This window comes from Metabacillus flavus (assembly GCF_018283675.1).
GTDB classification, from domain to species: Bacteria; Bacillota; Bacilli; order Bacillales; family Bacillaceae; genus Metabacillus_B; species Metabacillus_B flavus.
The window spans coordinates 2,261,970-2,277,738 of sequence record NZ_JAGVRK010000001.1; the positions used below are offsets into that span (position 1 = coordinate 2,261,970).

Sequence of the window (15,769 nt, forward strand, 5' to 3'; positions counted from 1 at the left end):
TTAAAACCCTTCTTCCGCAAGCTTAGTGGATAAGGTATCTTCATGAAATCTCATATTTTCAAGCCTGCCAAGCAAAGCCTGCTTCATGGTATGTGAGCTTTCTAGGCTTCTCTCAACAAGTGAAACCGCCTCATCAAAGTAAAAATTGCACCGTTTTATTAAATCCGTCCGAACTGTCTCTATATCCTGAAAGGGTCCTTTTTCTGATGAATATTTCCTCATCATCATTGAACTTCCGGATACCATTCTCATTTTCTCAGCAGACAGGCGTTTATAAGAAAGAAATTTCTTGGACACTGCTTTCCACAGATCAATGCCAAAATGGTCTGAAAGATGCTGGCATAATGCTGTTTCGATCACAAGCATGCTTTTGACCGCTTCTTCCATATCCATGTCCGATGCCTCATACAGCCTTATTTTGTGTTCGTTGATTTCTTTTATCGCCGTTGCTAACGTTCGAACCATCCTGACATCATTCATTTCTGCCAGAAGAGCATAATAAAGGCCGCTGTAATAGTCCCCTGCCAGGACCGTAAGCTGCCGTTTGAAAAACTGTCCTTTCTCTACATGAACAGAAGTCGTTACATTATCATGGGTATCAAGGGCAATCTGGACCAGCATAGCTGTGACCGTATAATTTTTCTTTTCCTCTTCTGTTACAGGAGCTTCATCTAAAATTGCATAGAATAGAAGCAATTTATCTTCATCCACTACAGGTGAAGATAAAAAGCGCGCCAAATACGGATGGCTCAATTTCAGATCTAATCGCTCTTTTAATTCCGCCAATGTTTCATAGATGTTCTGCAAAGAAATCACCCTTGTCCCCTAATCATTTAATCGTCCATTCGACCTGCTAGCAAAGACGTAAAAGCCAAGACCGGCAAATATAATTATAACATATTCTGTCCGTTCATTCCCTAAATAAGTATTCGTCCGATGAAGCGCTTAGAGAAGCACACCTTTAAGCCTGCTCCCCATCGCTGAACTTATTTTCTAGGATCGCTTTCCATTTCTCCATGGCTGGTCAGGATCTTAGCATTTCCACGCACTTTTATTGCAGATGTGTGCTCTGTAAATTGGGCAATCATTACTTCGCCTTTATCCAATTTCTCTGAATGATGAAAGCGTGTATCGGAACCGCGTGTCAGTCCAATGACGTGCACACCGTCTTCTATGGCTTTGATGACGACAAAATCATTCGCCGGATTTTTCATTCTGTTCTACCGCCCATCTATTAAGGATAATCAAGAGCTGCGAATGAGGGAAAGCACCTCTGCTCTTGCTGACTGATCATTTTGGAATACACCTCTAACTGCAGAAGTAATAGTTTTTGAACCAGGCTTCTTCACGCCGCGCATGGTCATGCACATATGCTCAGCTTCTACCACAACCATAACTCCATGCGGTTCAAGCGTGTCTAAAATACTGTCTGCTACAGTAGACGTAATTCTTTCTTGGAGCTGAGGGCGCTTCGCTACTGCTTCTACTGCCCTGGCCATCTTGCTCAGTCCAGTAACCTTGCCGCCCTTAGGAATATAGGCAACATGAGCATGACCGTAAAAAGGGACAAGATGATGTTCACACATAGAATAAAATGGGATGTCTTTTATAAGGACGAGTTCTTCATGGTCTTCCCCGAAGATCGTTTTGAAGTGTTCAGAAGGGTCTTCACTTAAGCCTGAAAAAATCTCCGCATACATGCGGGCAACCCTCTTAGGGGTATCCATCAGCCCTTCGCGGTTCGGATCTTCTCCAATCGCTTCCAGGATTAATTTTACAGCATCTTCAATTTTACCGTGGTTAATCTCGTTCATTTAGCTGCCTCCTGCGTACATAACAAAAAATTATTTTCGTTCGTTTTATTCAGATTCTAGCACATCAATGAGTTTAAAAGCAAAAGCTAGAGCCTTCTTGGATGCTCTGTAACGCTTGATTATATATGTATAGATTTTCCAGGAAGATGATTTCCTCCAAATTAAACAGTAAACAAATGAAAAGCCCCTTAAAAAGGGGCTATCTGTGAAGAAACGTGTATGTATTTGCTCATGCCATACACAAATAAAAGAATGTGCTAATTATTTGCCAGCAACAGCATCTTTAAGAGCTTTACCTGGTTTGAAAGCAGGCACTTTACTTGCCGGGATTTCGATTTCTTCACCAGTTTGCGGGTTACGGCCTTTACGGGCTGCACGCTCGCGAACTTCGAAGTTGCCAAAACCGATAAGTTGTACTTTATCGCCGTCTTTCAACGCGTCAAGAATCGTGTCGAATACGGATTCAACTGCTTTAGTAGCGTCCTTTTTAGATAGTTCGCTAGCCTCAGCTACTGCATTGATTAGTTCTGTTTTGTTCATGCCTTTCACCTCCTCCCAAGAATGGGTAGAATAACAGTTAAGCTGTTATTACATTTCTTCACAGAAATCGCCTGAATTATACGTAAAATCAAGCTTTTACTGTTAACACGCTTATCTTAACGGATAATAAAAGAGAATTCAATGATTTTCCGCTTGAAAAGCGCATATTTTAGGCAAATCTGACCATTAGAGAGAAATTATTCTCCCAATGCTGATAGTAGATTATCATAATTAATTTACCTTAGCAAGAAATAACGCTGAAATTCGTTGATATTAAAGGGATTAGGAGCAATAAAAGGAAATTTACTGTCTGATTTTTTAATTATGTAAACAGCAAAGAAAGGCTGTTATACCAGCCTTTCTTAAAGCTTAGTGTTGGTTCCCGCTTCTGCGAATGGAACGGCAAACCCACGGATTTCTGTTTCTTGAACCTTTGCCTGAACGACGGCCAGTTCCTCTGCGCGAGCCTCTGCCGGAACGGCGGCTGCCTCTGCGTGATCCTCTGCCGGAACAGCGGCTGCCTCTGCGTGATCCTCTGCCGGAACGGCGGCTGCCTCTGCGTGATCCTCTGCCGGAACGGCGGCTGCCTCTGCGCGAACCTCTGCCGGAACGGCGGCTGCCTCTGCGTGATCCTCTGCCGGAACGGCGGCTGCCTCTGCGCGAACCTCTGCCGGAACGGCGGCTGCCTCTGCGTGATCCTCTGCCGGAACGGCGGCTGCCTCGGCGCGAACCTCTGCCGGAACGGCGGCTGCCTCGGCGTGAACCTCTGCCGGAACGGCGGCTTCTTCCTGGAGGCATCATTAACATCTCTTCTACCTCTGCTTCAGATGGGTCTTGAAACAAGAATCCTTCAAGACCATTTTCCAAAGCAAGCTGATGAGCATCAAAAATATCATGCTGTGTCATATATCTTCTAACCCCCTTTATTCTTTATGCTCTAGAATACGCTTCAGCGTTTGCGATTGCTTGGTTTGTTGTCCCACACTTTGAAAATATACTCGTGCCCTTTAACAAAGATTAGTTGTCTTTGCATATGATGGGATACCATCAAAAAGGTGTGATGAATATGAGCTCTGCCGAAGCATCCATTAAAAAGCTGAATTGCTCCATCAATCCCCGCCATCTGGGCGAACTTAAACGGGATTTATGGAATGATGAACCTCTCCCTATTACACTTGGCTTTCAGGATCAATCAAAGGTTCATGCCGAAATCGCTTACAGGGGAGCACATACCAGGAAAGCGAAGAAAAAATCATATTTTATTAAACATGCAGGAAAGAAAACGCTGAATGGGGAACGTGAATTTCATTTAAATGCCGAATATTATGATCCTTCTTTTATGAGAAATGCATTGTCATTTAAGTTCTTAGATTTAATCGGACTGATTGTCCCTCACTGGGAATATGTAAAGTTCTATATAAATGGAAAATACGAAGGAATTTATTTAAAGCTTGAGTCTGTAAATGAAGACTTTGCAGAAAACCACAGGCTTAATCCTTGCTCCATCATCTATGCAATTGATGGAGACGCTAACTTTTCACTTCACAGCGACCTTGATAAGTCGCTGAAAAATAACTTGCTGCAAGGATATGAACTAAAAACAGGCAATAAAACAGCGCTTAAGAGGCTAACTGAATTTATAGTATTTATAAATACGGCCACACATCAGGAATTTGAAAAAAGAATTGCTGAATATTTAAATGTCCGGCAGTACTTGACTTGGCTGGCAGGTGTAGTTTGCCTCCAAAACTTTGACGGTTTTGTTCATAATTATGCGCTATTGCTGGATGAACAGACGAATCAATTTAATATTATCCCCTGGGATTACGATGCCACCTTCGGGAGAGATGTGAACGGTACCAATATGGGAGCTGAATACGTCAGAATTGAGGGATACAATACACTGTCTGCAAGACTACTCGCCATTGAATCTTTTAAAAATCTTTATGCTGGGCTAATGTGCAGTTTATTGGATCAATCATTTACTGCCAAAACAGTTGCTCCAATGATTGATGATCTGTTTGTCCAATTGGAACCGGAAGTTCAAGGAGACCCTTATATCGGGAAATATTTACAGGAATTTAGACAGGAGCCCCTCTTCATTAAAGATTTTATTCAGGCTAGAAACGATTTTTTATCCAGGGAATTGTCCAGCAGAGGATGGAAGTAGGCAACAGAACCAATTGTTGCTAATTTGCTAAATTTGGGTTCATATCTTGGTTCAACTTATGCCATGGGTGAGTATAAATGCATTATAAATAACTACTATGGACATTTTCCGAGGAGGAAGAATGATGAAACAAAAGCAAAACTCAAGAAACTGGAAATCTTATGTTGGCGAAACAGTGAAAATTAACCGCGGTGGCCCTGAAGCCAAAAAAGGGTTACTCCTTGATTTAGGTACAGATTTCCTCGTTTTAGCCGTAGAAAAACCTGGTCCTAAAAGTCCGGTTGTTTACTACCAGCTTCACCACGTTAAAAGCGTGACCGCAGAATCCAATGCAGAACAAGAAGTAGATGAAAGAGCAGTTGCAGCTGCTGAAGCTGAAGCAAGATTGGAAGAAGCGGAAGCACAGAAACAAGACGGAAAAGTACAGGAAATTCCTGACTATTACTATTCACGCAATTTCCGCAGCCTGCTTCGCATGCATGCAGGCGAAGCAGTTCAAATCAATCAGGGCGGACCAGATTCCGTAAAAGGGACAATTTTGGACGTAAAAAGTGACTTTGTCATTGTAAAATCCAAAAAAGATGTTCTTTATATCAGCATGTATCATATCAAAAGCCTTGCAGGCATTGTCAGCAAAGAACAGGAAAACGAGCAGGAAAACGAAGGCAAAGAAGACTGCGGCTGCGAGGATGAATACTATCTGGCGCATAGTTACGATAAGCTGTTCCAAGTCCTAAGAGGATCTCAAGTAGCCGTTCATAGCGGAGGCCCCGAAAAAGCAGAAGGCACCTTGTATGAGCAAGGACGCGGCAGATATGTTTTGGAGGGAAAAAAAGAATCCATCGTTATTGAACCAGGACACGTTCGCAGTATTAAAGCCAAATTGTCCAATGAAGAAGAAAGCAATGCAGAAGAAAATCAAAACGGGAACGAAGAAAATAATAACAAATCACAGGATTCAAATAAAAGCAGCCAGGAAGCGAACCAGAATGTTGAAGCGACCCGCGAACGCAGCTACGATAAAGTGTATACTCAAGTAACGAAAACAGTGGATTTCCACTGGAAAAGATAAGTAACACACGATAATCTGCAAGGAGGAGCGACCGTTGACTTACACACAGCTGATCGGAAAACCGGTTGAAGCAGAAATTACCGGCAAAGTAAGATTTTTAGGACAATTAGTAGACGCAGGACTGGATATCATCGTTTTATTCAACGGCACTCAGCACCTTTATATCCCCTTCTGCACGTTCACAGCATCCAGCAGACAACTGAACCGGATTGTTTTGAAGGTGAAGTTCCAGAAAAACCGGTAAAGTCTGATGAGCAGATTTCTTACCGGAAAACGCTGAATCAGGCGAAGGGAATATTCGCAGAAATTTATGTGACCGGCAATAAATCTCTGCATGGATATATTACAAATGTGTTGAATGACTACCTGGTTTTTTATTCACCTGTCTTCAAAAATGTACTGATTTCCCTTCACCATTTAAAGTGGCTGATTCCATATCCCGCTAATACCACTCCCTATACATTAAACAGCCAGGAGCTGCCTGTTACGATTGCAGGACTAAGCGTGAATCGAAATTTAGAGGAGCAGCTTAAGAAACATACCGGCCAAATGCTTGTTTTTGATTTAGCTGAAAATCCTGAAAAAATAGGACTTCTCAAAAACATTGAACAAAACATGATGGAACTGATAAAAGCAGACGGACAGCCCATCTATCTGAAAATCAGCCACGTTAAGGCTGCTCATTTGCCTTAAAAAACACAAACCAATGAGAAGATCTCATTGGTTTTTTACATATTTATGTTGAGGTATATCCAGCCAAGCAGGAAGAAGACGGTTACGACTACTGTTAATGGAATGGTAAGCAGCGTTACCCTCATATAGCTCTTCCACTTGATTTTGATCCCGTTTTCCTTTAGTATATACAGCCAAAGCAATGTGGCAAGCGTTCCGATCGGGGTTACGAGAGATCCAATATCACTGCCGATAATAATCGCCATATAGGAAGCTTTCAAAATTATGGGGCTGAGCTGCAGGTCTGATAGCGCCATCATCATCAGCATTAACGCCGGATGATTGTTTATCAGGTTTGAAAGGGCTGCTGTAACGAGCGCAATTGTCATTGAAGATTCGGCAAGAGGCATACTTTCTATCATACCGGCCATATACTTTGTCAATTCAGCTGTAATTCCCGCATTGTTTAAACCATAAATCAAAATATACATAGCAAACGCAAATAAAAACACGTGCCATGGAGCCTTCGTTAGCGTTCGTCTCATCGATATTTGATATGTTTTTCTAGTGAATAGATATAGAAGCAGCACTCCCGCAATGGAAAGAAAGGATAATGATAAGCCGAGCATAGAGCTGCTTATTAATATAATTCTCATCCCTAGAATAAAGGAGCAGATCATCAGAACATGCTTAGGATTGATTTTTACTGGATTGAGAGGTTTGAGCGGATGATGAAATCGGCTTGAATCCGGAGAGAATGGTTTTGAGACAAATGTTTTTGGAATTTTCTTTCTTAGCAATCCGTACAAAAGAAAAGTTAAAAATATAACCCCAAGCGTAGCAGGAAGGAACATCATCCATACATGTTCATGCAGGGACATGCCGATAATTTTTAGTGCCACTAAGTTCACGATATTGCTGACTCCTATCGGTGCACTGGAAGCAGTTGCTACAAGGGCACTCGTTAAGAGAATCGGAAATTTTTCATGCTTCTTAAATGAGGTGGCATTGAGCAATTTTATTAGCAGAGGGGTTAGAATCAAAATGCATCCGTCATTATTAAAAAGCAGTGTCATTAAATAACTAAGTCCCGCTGTCAGCCAGAACAGTCTTGGTCCTGAATTACGGGATAATCGAATCAGATAATCTGCCACAAGCTGGAAAAATCCAATTCTATCAAGAATCAGAGCGAGAATGAAGTTAGAAATAATGGTAATTGAGGCATCTTCAATTTTGAAGTATATCTCCGCTATATCTGACATGGATACAATCCCTAAAAGCATAACGGTTATTGCTCCTGCGCATGCATAAACAGCTTCATTCAGTTTCATCGGCCTTGTAATAACGAGTATCATGGTAAAAAAGAAAACAATGGTTGCTGCGGCAAAGCCGGATGTAAATATCATTGTTTTTCTCCTCTCTCTATTTATTAAACGCTTGTCTTTTCCCATCATCCGTACTCTATTTATATGAGGCCACTTTCTTTTTGTCTGATATGAATACCTAACGTATTAGAAATCCGCTTAAACCCGCGCTATGCAGCTTACTGGACTGGGCTTATGCCTTCAAAGTTCCCCCGCTATTCGGACAGCTCTCCTTAAATCCCGGCTTTTTGTTTACTGGCTGAATGTCTTTTATGTAAATAAACACAAAAAAACCCGTCTCCTGATTGGACGGGTCAGCTGCTTCTATAAAATAATCGCGATCAGTCCGCCTGATCCCTCGTTAATAATTCGCTCTAACGTTTCTTTCAGCTTGTATCTTGCATTCTCCGGCATAAGGGAAAGCTTTGCCTGAATACCTTCTCTTACAATGGAACTGAGTGAACGTCCGAAAATATCTGAGTTCCAGATGGAGAGCGGATCATCTTCAAAATCCTGCATTAAGTAGCGGACCAGCTCTTCACTTTGCTTCTCCGTTCCGATAATCGGCGAGAATTCTGATTCAACATCCACTTTAATCATGTGTATGGATGGTGCGACTGCCTTCAGCCTCACCCCAAATCTCGAACCTTGGCGGATAATCTCAGGTTCATCCAGACTCATATCGGATAGTGCCGGGGCTGCCACTCCATATCCGGTTTGCTTCACCATCCGCAGCGCATCTGAAACCTGGTCATATTCAGCTTTTGCATAGGCGAAATCCTGCATAAGCTGGAGAAGATGATCCTTCCCTCTAATCTCCACTCCCACCACTTCACGAAGGATATCATCGTAAAGATAATCAGGTGCGTATAAATCAATTTCTGCAATCCCCTGGCCCATTTCAATACCAGCAAGACTAGCCCGTTCAATAAACTCATACTCACTGAAGAAACTTACGACTCTGTCTACATCCCTTAACCGCTTAATATCCTTTACCGTGTCCTTAACCGCTTCCTGGTAGCTTTCGCGAAGCCAGTGGTTTTCCCTAAGCACCATAACCCAGCTCGGCAGGTTGACGTTTACTTCCAGTACAGGGAACTCATAAAGGGCCTCTCTCAGGACATTCATGACATCACTGTCCCTCATGCTTTCCACACTCATTGCAAGGACCGGTATATCGTACTTTTCATTAAGCTGCTGCTTCAGCCTCTCTGTCTCAGGATGGTACGGCTGAACCGTATTGATGACCATAATAAACGGTTTACCCACTTCCTTCAGCTCATCAATGACACGTTCTTCTGCTTCAATATAATCCGTTCTCGGAATTTCCCCAATCGTTCCGTCTGTTGTAACAACAACGCCTATCGTTGAATGCTCCTGAATCACTTTGCGCGTCCCAATTTCAGCAGCTTCATGGAAAGGAATAGGCTCTTCATACCAAGGAGTCGTAATCATTCTTGGACCATTTTCATCCTCATAACCTTTAGCGCCGGGGACTGTGTAGCCGACACAGTCTACAAGCCTGATGTTCACTTCAAGGCCATCCTCCACATGGACGCTGACAGCCTGATTGGGCACAAATTTGGGTTCTGTCGTCATGATGGTTCTTCCGGCTGCACTTTGAGGCAGTTCATCCTGGGCACGCGCTTTGTCCGCCTCGCTGCCGATGTTTGGAAGCACCACTAATTCCATGAACTTTTTAATAAATGTAGATTTTCCTGTTCTGACTGCTCCGACAACGCCAAGATAAATATCACCGCCGGTGCGTTCAGCAATATCTTTAAAAATATCTACCTTTTCCAAGCGATCCCCTCCCGGTTTAGCTATATTGGGATACCCCGATTTTTTTCACATTGTTAAGGACACTTTATGTTTATGATGTTGTCCTAATTGTTTATGCCTGATTGAGAAAAATTTTCTATCTTGGATGTCAAAATAAAAAACCCTTCTATCGGAGTCTATGGGTCTCCAGAAGGGTTCATTCCTTAATTCTTCATAAAAACGGGTTCGTTTTTTTCATTTACGGTGAAAGGTTTGGAAAATGCCGGTACAAACACCGAATCTTTGACAAGAAGCTCCCTTATATCCTCATCTGGTTTAGGATGCTTCCCGGTTTCTTTCAATTTTGACTGAAGGTCGATCCGATAGTCCACAAAAATTTCTCCATCACTGCCAATCAGAAGAGGAAGCTGATTACCTGAAAAAGGACTCGTTACAGCAGGAGCTGTTTTAAGTCCAAGCTTAGTGTAGTCCAAAGTGAACACACCAGACTCAAGGACTTCCTTATATGGAGGGTACTGCTTGGACTGTGTATAGGCACTCAGCCTGATGCGCAGGTCTCTAATTTCTTCGGCCATCCGCAGATCGATTAGCTTAACTGTTGGGTTTTTTTCTGGATAGATAAGTACGTATTGATAAATCCCCCCGTTTTCATAGGAGGTTCCCGGCGGCTCGGGCAGAAAACTTGGTACTATTTTTGAGAAATCAATTGGATATTTTTCATAGATTGGCGTTTTCATATCCTTGTTTTTAATCGGTAAAAGACCGCCCGTATCCTCTCTGTATTTCATGACAGCTTTTTGAACGCTCTCAAGCTGGTCTTCATAGGGAATTTGATTTTGCGTCAGCTCAGCCTGCGGATACAAACACCCGCTTAGCAGGATAATCATGGAAATCCATCCAAAAGCGGCCCATTTCTTCATTTTCTTCACCTCAGTCCTATTTGGATACTGGACCGCTGAATACGACAAAAATCATAAGCAGACCGGCCGAAATCATAAAAAAGTAAGCAGCGGCTGAAACGATCATCTTGATTATTCCGCTCTTCAGCTTATACCTGCTTATGTAAATTGAAAAAACAGCAGCAAACATAAAGGCAATGGATGATAACGCAATCCACATTTTCAAAAGGCCTGGCGTCATTCTTTTTCCCTCCCGGCATCGTTGTGAGCGGTTACAAATTTGCTTGTCCCAATTTTCAAAAAATAGAAACTGAAGTAAAGAGGGGGCTTCCTTACTTCAGCTTAGGGGAAACAGACTAATGATCCCAGTCAAGAGAAACAACTCTTCGAATGCTTCGATTTATTTTATGCGATCCAATGAATGGTTGCATCCTCAAATGCCCATTTTTATGAGTTTTTCATGTAAGGGGGAATCGGGCTAATACGGAGAGGAATGGATAGAGCCTTGAATCTCCAGATATTGTATGCAGGTCCCCCATTAATGAAGCATGGCTATTGCAAACGATTTTCCATAATGTTAACAAGGTCTTCCATTTCGTGAGTTCTTCCTCTGCCCATTAATGAATCCACAGCTTCTTTTGGTGAATGCCCATTAAATAGAACATTATAAAGCGCTTCTGCGATCGGCATTTTAACCTGATACTTTTCTGCAAGCTGATGGGCAGCTTTCGTGGTCCGCACACCTTCAACAACCATGCCCATATTGCTCAGAACCTCATCAAGATCATGCCCTTTACCAAGCATATTGCCGGCTCTCCAATTTCGTGAATGGACGCTGGTACAAGTAACAATCAAATCTCCGATTCCCGTTAACCCGGAAAAGGTGAGAGGGTTCCCCCCATTACACTGCCGAGCCTTGCAATTTCTGCAAGTCCTCTTGTAATTAAAGCGGCTTTCGCATTATCTCCATAGCCCAGTCCATCCGTAATTCCGGCTGCAAGAGCAATGACATTTTTTAAAGCACCGCCGATTTCCACTCCGATCATGTCCGGATTGGTGTAGACTCTAAAATGCTGATTCATGAACAGCTCTTGAACCCGTTCGGCAGCCTTCACATCATCAGAGGATGAGGTCACCGTTGTAGGATGTCTTAAACTGACCTCTTCTGCATGGCTCGGGCCTGATAATACGACAAGAGACTCTAACATGTCAGCAGGCATTTCCTCTGTAATAATTTCTGAAACCCGCTTAAGTGAATCCGGTTCAATTCCTTTGCACACATGGACCATCGTAACCTGTTTATTTATAAGATTCCTTACACTCGCAAGAACTTCACGGATGGCTTTTGAAGGAACGGCAACCACAATCGTCTGAGCATCTGCCAGCGCACCTTGAAGATCGTGGTATGCGGTAATTCCTTCCGGAAGTATGATATCAGGCAAATATTTGCTGTTTTGCTTTTGCATATTGATTTCATCTGCGAGCTCCTGCCTGTGGCTCCATAGTCTCACATCATGACCATTATCAGCGAGAACTAAAGCAAGAGCAGTTCCCCAGCTCCCCGCACCAAGTAATGCAATCTTTTCCATCTCACATACCCCCTGCCCTTTTATCTGCCGTTCAATTATTTACGTGCCCGCGAGAAAATCTTAATTGGAGTTCCTTCAAATCCGAATGCGTCACGAATGCGGTTTTCTAAAAATCTTTCATAAGAGAAATGCATTAACTCAGGTTCATTAACAAAAACAGCAAACGCAGGCGGTTTAACAGCGACTTGTGTAGCATAATAAATTTTAAGCCTTTTCCCTTTATCAGAAGGGGTTGGATTCATTGCTACAGCATCCATGACAACTTCATTCAAAATATTTGTTTGAACCCTTTGAGAGTGATTTTCGCTTACTTTTACGATTTCAGGAACTAACGTATGAATTCTCTGCTTCGTCTTAGCCGATAGAAAAATAATAGGGGCATAGCTTAAGAAAAGAAAATGCTCTCTAATATTTGTCTCGAACGTTTTCATGGTTTTGTCATCTTTCTCGACGGCATCCCATTTATTCACAACGATTATAATGGCTTTACCTGCTTCATGGGCGTAACCGGCAATTTTCTTATCCTGCTCGATAATTCCCTCTTCCCCATTGATGACAACTAGAACAACATCAGAGCGGTCGATTGCCTTCAGCGCTCTCAGGACGCTGTATTTTTCCGTGGATTCGTATACTTTTCCTTTTTTTCTCATTCCGGCCGTGTCTATAATCACGTATTCCTGGCCATTATGCTTGAATGTCGTATCCACAGCATCTCTGGTCGTACCGGCAATGTCACTGACGATTACCCGCTCTTCCCCGAGCATAGCATTAACAAGTGAGGATTTACCGACATTCGGCCTGCCAATCAGGCTGAACTTAATGATTTCTTCATCATAATCCGATTGGCTGATTCCAGCAAAATGCTTGATTACATCATCCAGCATATCCCCGAGGCCAATTCCATGGGATCCTGAAATCGGGAATGGATCGCCAAAGCCGAGTGCATAAAAATCATACATCGCTTCCCGCATATCCGGGTTATCAATTTTATTAACAGCCAGCACGACAGGCTTCTTCGTACGATAAAGGATTTTTGCAACTTCTTCATCAGCTGCCGTAACCCCTTCTCTGCCGTTTGTCATAAAGATGATGACATCTGCTTCATCAATCGCAATTTCTGCCTGATGTCTGATTTGGGCTAAAAATGGTTCATCGCCAATATCGATACCGCCTGTATCAATGATGTTGAACTCATAATTGAGCCACTCGCCTTTGTTGTAGATCCTGTCCCGAGTAACTCCCGGACGGTCTTCTACAATGGAAACCCGCTCTCCGACAATTCTGTTAAAAATAGTCGATTTTCCAACATTTGGTCTCCCTACAATTGCAACTACTGGTTTTGGCATATCTCTTTTACATCCTTTCCAACACGATCCTGCATATCAGCCTGCTCTAAGGCAAGCTTATTCTGCTTGTATTAAACATTTTGATTTATTATTAATACGATCATATCATTTCAATTTTCATTTAGATAAGGGTACGCAGTTTATGTGGACCAATGACGCGGCGCCTGAATTGTGTGCCTGCGTCCCGGCTATTGCAGGCTCCTGCTTTACAATTTCGTTACCTGAAAGCCCGTTAATAACCGTTTATGCGTGATGAAATAAACCCTTCCATCAAATTCCGAAGAAGGGCGTCCAAACTTATCATATCAGCTTTTCTCTTAATTAACAATTTAAGTTCGTACTTCCTGTAAAGTTCTTTTTCCTGTCTGCAGATTAGGCGTTCCGGCTTTGCTTTGCCTTACTTGGCTTTTGGTAGGTTTGATTACCGAGGTTTGAATACCACTCCATCAGCCCCCATATACTAAAACCGGCCATACCGAGCAATGAAAAATCCAGAAACGTTTCCTGGCCTATACTTAGTGCTCCCGAGACGGGGAGGATTATATATTCATACAGCATTTCTCCATTGCAGATTCCAATCAAAAATAAACACACTTTTTCGGGAAAAGATTTACCCAGCAATCCTGCTGCAATAAAAATGATCATGAATAATACAAAAAACGGACTGATCGTAAACCAGACTGGATCAAAAAGCTGCATGAGCTTTATACCGGTATATCCAGCGGTAATTCCAAGGGCGCTCACCATAAACCGAAGAGATCGATGCAATCTGCGATAGGCTGCCGCTCCGCTGCATCCTATGTAAAGCATTAAAAAAGCCGCTCCCATTTCTCCAGCTGGCAAAGAAATATATAATCCTGCAGAAATAATCAGCAGAAGAAGAAAAAATGAAAAAAAAGTCCTGAGATTCGATTTATTCATAAGAAACGTACAAGCGATCCATAAAGCCCAAGAGACCCAGTAAAATAATATCCCCTGCATATACATCCTCTCCCATCCCTATCATTATGGAAGAGATCAGCAGGTTTTAATCAAAATTTAATGGCTGAATAATGAAAATTGATGCAAACTACTTAAAAATAGGGTCTGTTAAACGTACCTGTCGATTTCCGCCTCAGGCCTGCATCTTTTACGGGTGGTGCGGAAGCCGCTTTAGGCCTTTGACTCCTTAACTATGCAGGAGTCCAGCGTCTTCCGCTCCAATCAAAAGGGTGTCAAAATCCTCATTCAGGTTTAGCAGAGTCTAAAATTAGGGGGTGTGTTTTATGGGAAAGGACCGTCAAGAAAAGAAATTGAGGGAAAGCAAGCGTGTCGAATCTGATCGCGATCAAAAACTGGAAAATAACGGAGCCACAAGCCTTGAAAGTACAGAACAATCAAGGGAGAGAAATGAAAGATGAAAAAAAGCCCTGTGCTTGCCTGCTTCCTTTATTAGGAAGTGCGCAAAGCAAGGGCTCTTTTTTACCGCCGGCTGTAAAAAGAGGTTTCAAATCCTCTTTCAGCCAGCCAATGATGGGATGCACCTGAAATGACTATAGGAGCGTTTTGCAAATCCTGAAGCGTTTTCGTTCCTAACGCACACATGATCCATTTAAACTCTTCATGCAGAAGCCTCAGTTCTTCATGCAGCCCTTCTTCACCGTGCTCTGTCAGGACGGAGAGAAGTATTCCTGCCATCCCTGAAGCGGAAGCACCTAACGCAATGGCCTTCGCCGCATCAAGGGAATCTTGAATACCTCCCGAACCGAGGATACTTACCTCGCCGCTTGCGGCATTTGATCCTTCGGCTATGGAGACGGCTGACGGAATCCCCCAGCCGTTAAATGCGTGCAGTGCTCTGTTTCGCCTTGCATTTTCAATCTTTGAAAAGTTCGTTCCGCCGTATCCGCCAATATCGATGGCTGAAACGCCTGCATTTTTCAAACGGATTACGGTATCCCGATCCATTCCAAAGCCTGTTTCTTTCACGATAACCGGTACACCGGCATGCCGGACAATTTGTTCAATCCGGGTCAAAGCACCCGTGAAATCCCGGTCACCTTCAGGCATGACAAGCTCCTGTATCACATTCAAATGAATTTGGATGGCATCCGCTTCAATCATATCAATTGCCTGCTTTGCCTGATCTGCAGTGGCTTCACTGCCCAGGTTTGCAAAAATGATACCCTTCGGATTCACCTTCCTCACCACTTTATATGAGGGCTGCTCTGCCTTGTCCCGGATAGCCGCCATTTGTGAACCTACTGCGATCGCCATGCCGAATGAAGCAGCTGCTGCTGATAGGGCTTCATTGATTTGCTGCGTTTTCTTCCCTCCGCCTCCGGTCATCGCGTTGATATAAATAGGCGAACTTATAGAAAGTTCGCCTATCCTTGCTGACATATCAATGTCTTCAACGGATGAGTCCGGCAGGCTTTTGTGAACAAACGTGATATCATCAAACCCGTTTTCCCTGCTTTGTCCGGTGGACAAAGCATGATTTATATGATCTAGTTTGCGTTTAGCTCTGCTCAAGAATCAT

Annotated in this window: 15 protein-coding genes and 2 pseudogenes; 4 read left to right on the forward strand and 13 right to left on the reverse strand. The window is 42.9% G+C overall.

The window, feature by feature from the left end; all coding sequences use genetic code 11:
* The 5 genes from J9317_RS11625 to J9317_RS11645 form a co-directional block, all read right to left on the reverse strand.
* Window positions 1-807 carry a heptaprenyl diphosphate synthase component 1 gene (locus J9317_RS11625; protein ID WP_211558775.1) on the reverse strand — a complete coding sequence of 269 codons (807 nt, stop codon included), beginning with the start codon at window positions 805-807 and terminating at the stop codon, window positions 1-3.
* A gap of 179 nt (window positions 808-986) precedes the next feature.
* Entirely contained in the window at window positions 987-1,214 is a 228-nt protein-coding gene (gene mtrB, locus J9317_RS11630; protein WP_035408631.1) for a trp RNA-binding attenuation protein MtrB, read from the reverse strand.
* Window positions 1,215-1,244: 30 nt separating this feature from the next.
* Window positions 1,245-1,814 carry a GTP cyclohydrolase I FolE gene (gene folE / locus J9317_RS11635; RefSeq protein ID WP_211558777.1) on the reverse strand — a complete coding sequence of 190 codons (570 nt, stop codon included), beginning with the start codon at window positions 1,812-1,814 and terminating at the stop codon, window positions 1,245-1,247.
* Window positions 1,815-2,075: 261 nt separating this feature from the next.
* Window positions 2,076-2,354: a non-specific DNA-binding protein Hbs gene (gene hbs / locus J9317_RS11640; protein ID WP_035408626.1), complete on the reverse strand. Its 279-nt coding sequence runs from the start codon at window positions 2,352-2,354 to the stop codon at window positions 2,076-2,078.
* Between the two features lie 369 nt (window positions 2,355-2,723).
* Window positions 2,724-3,260: a hypothetical protein gene (locus J9317_RS11645; protein WP_211558779.1), complete on the reverse strand. Its 537-nt coding sequence runs from the start codon at window positions 3,258-3,260 to the stop codon at window positions 2,724-2,726.
* Window positions 3,261-3,420: 160 nt separating this feature from the next.
* On the opposite strand from J9317_RS11645, the gene J9317_RS11650 reads away from it, so the two are divergent.
* From J9317_RS11650 to J9317_RS11660, 3 genes and pseudogenes are all read left to right on the forward strand, one after another.
* On the forward strand, window positions 3,421-4,524 hold the full coding sequence (locus J9317_RS11650; protein ID WP_211558781.1) for a CotH kinase family protein: 1,104 nt from the start codon (window positions 3,421-3,423) through the stop codon (window positions 4,522-4,524).
* 124 nt (window positions 4,525-4,648) lie between these two features.
* The gene (locus J9317_RS11655; RefSeq protein ID WP_211558783.1) at window positions 4,649-5,596 is read left to right on the forward strand and encodes a DUF2642 domain-containing protein; all 948 of its coding nucleotides are present in this window, start codon (window positions 4,649-4,651) and stop codon (window positions 5,594-5,596) included.
* A gap of 34 nt (window positions 5,597-5,630) precedes the next feature.
* A pseudogene (locus tag J9317_RS11660) lies at window positions 5,631-6,289 on the forward strand (DUF2642 domain-containing protein).
* Between the two features lie 35 nt (window positions 6,290-6,324).
* On the opposite strand, the gene J9317_RS11665 reads toward J9317_RS11660, so the two are convergent.
* The 7 genes and pseudogenes from J9317_RS11665 to J9317_RS11695 all read right to left on the reverse strand — a co-directional run bounded on the left by J9317_RS11665 (window position 6,325) and on the right by J9317_RS11695 (window position 14,229).
* Window positions 6,325-7,674 (reverse strand): ArsB/NhaD family transporter, encoded by a 1,350-nt coding sequence (locus J9317_RS11665; protein ID WP_211558785.1) that lies wholly within the window; start codon window positions 7,672-7,674, stop codon window positions 6,325-6,327.
* Window positions 7,675-7,956: 282 nt separating this feature from the next.
* Window positions 7,957-9,435 (reverse strand): stage IV sporulation protein A, encoded by a 1,479-nt coding sequence (gene spoIVA, locus J9317_RS11670; protein WP_211558787.1) that lies wholly within the window; start codon window positions 9,433-9,435, stop codon window positions 7,957-7,959.
* A 182-nt stretch (window positions 9,436-9,617) separates the two neighbouring features.
* Window positions 9,618-10,334 (reverse strand): hypothetical protein, encoded by a 717-nt coding sequence (locus J9317_RS11675; protein WP_211558789.1) that lies wholly within the window; start codon window positions 10,332-10,334, stop codon window positions 9,618-9,620.
* A 16-nt stretch (window positions 10,335-10,350) separates the two neighbouring features.
* The gene (locus J9317_RS11680; protein WP_211558791.1) at window positions 10,351-10,554 is read right to left on the reverse strand and encodes a DUF2768 domain-containing protein; all 204 of its coding nucleotides are present in this window, start codon (window positions 10,552-10,554) and stop codon (window positions 10,351-10,353) included.
* Between the two features lie 311 nt (window positions 10,555-10,865).
* Window positions 10,866-11,902, reverse strand: a pseudogene (locus tag J9317_RS11685) (NAD(P)H-dependent glycerol-3-phosphate dehydrogenase).
* A 35-nt stretch (window positions 11,903-11,937) separates the two neighbouring features.
* Entirely contained in the window at window positions 11,938-13,248 is a 1,311-nt protein-coding gene (gene der, locus J9317_RS11690) for a ribosome biogenesis GTPase Der (RefSeq protein ID WP_211558793.1), read from the reverse strand.
* Window positions 13,249-13,620: 372 nt separating this feature from the next.
* On the reverse strand, window positions 13,621-14,229 hold the full coding sequence (locus J9317_RS11695) for a YphA family membrane protein (protein ID WP_211558795.1): 609 nt from the start codon (window positions 14,227-14,229) through the stop codon (window positions 13,621-13,623).
* 284 nt (window positions 14,230-14,513) lie between these two features.
* On the opposite strand from J9317_RS11695, the gene J9317_RS11700 reads away from it, so the two are divergent.
* Window positions 14,514-14,648: a YpzI family protein gene (locus tag J9317_RS11700; protein WP_211558796.1), complete on the forward strand. Its 135-nt coding sequence runs from the start codon at window positions 14,514-14,516 to the stop codon at window positions 14,646-14,648.
* A 61-nt stretch (window positions 14,649-14,709) separates the two neighbouring features.
* Here the strand turns inward: J9317_RS11700 and fni are convergent, their stop codons facing one another.
* Window positions 14,710-15,762: a type 2 isopentenyl-diphosphate Delta-isomerase gene (gene fni, locus J9317_RS11705; protein ID WP_211558799.1), complete on the reverse strand. Its 1,053-nt coding sequence runs from the start codon at window positions 15,760-15,762 to the stop codon at window positions 14,710-14,712.
* Window positions 15,763-15,769 lie beyond the last annotated feature (7 nt).

Coding starts and splice junctions, on each gene's coding strand:
- J9317_RS11645 (WP_211558779.1), bottom strand. CDS start 3,260: ATGACACAGCATGATATTTTTGATGCTCATCAGCTTGCTTTGGAAAAT.
- folE (WP_211558777.1), bottom strand. CDS start 1,814: ATGAACGAGATTAACCACGGTAAAATTGAAGATGCTGTAAAATTAATC.
- hbs (WP_035408626.1), bottom strand. CDS start 2,354: ATGAACAAAACAGAACTAATCAATGCAGTAGCTGAGGCTAGCGAACTA.
- J9317_RS11650 (WP_211558781.1), top strand. CDS start 3,421: ATGAGCTCTGCCGAAGCATCCATTAAAAAGCTGAATTGCTCCATCAAT.
- J9317_RS11675 (WP_211558789.1), bottom strand. CDS start 10,334: ATGAAGAAATGGGCCGCTTTTGGATGGATTTCCATGATTATCCTGCTA.
- der (WP_211558793.1), bottom strand. CDS start 13,248: ATGCCAAAACCAGTAGTTGCAATTGTAGGGAGACCAAATGTTGGAAAA.
- J9317_RS11695 (WP_211558795.1), bottom strand. CDS start 14,229: ATGCAGGGGATATTATTTTACTGGGTCTCTTGGGCTTTATGGATCGCT.
- J9317_RS11655 (WP_211558783.1), top strand. CDS start 4,649: ATGAAACAAAAGCAAAACTCAAGAAACTGGAAATCTTATGTTGGCGAA.
- J9317_RS11665 (WP_211558785.1), bottom strand. CDS start 7,674: ATGATATTTACATCCGGCTTTGCCGCAGCAACCATTGTTTTCTTTTTT.
- J9317_RS11680 (WP_211558791.1), bottom strand. CDS start 10,554: ATGACGCCAGGCCTTTTGAAAATGTGGATTGCGTTATCATCCATTGCC.
- J9317_RS11700 (WP_211558796.1), top strand. CDS start 14,514: ATGGGAAAGGACCGTCAAGAAAAGAAATTGAGGGAAAGCAAGCGTGTC.
- mtrB (WP_035408631.1), bottom strand. CDS start 1,214: ATGAAAAATCCGGCGAATGATTTTGTCGTCATCAAAGCCATAGAAGAC.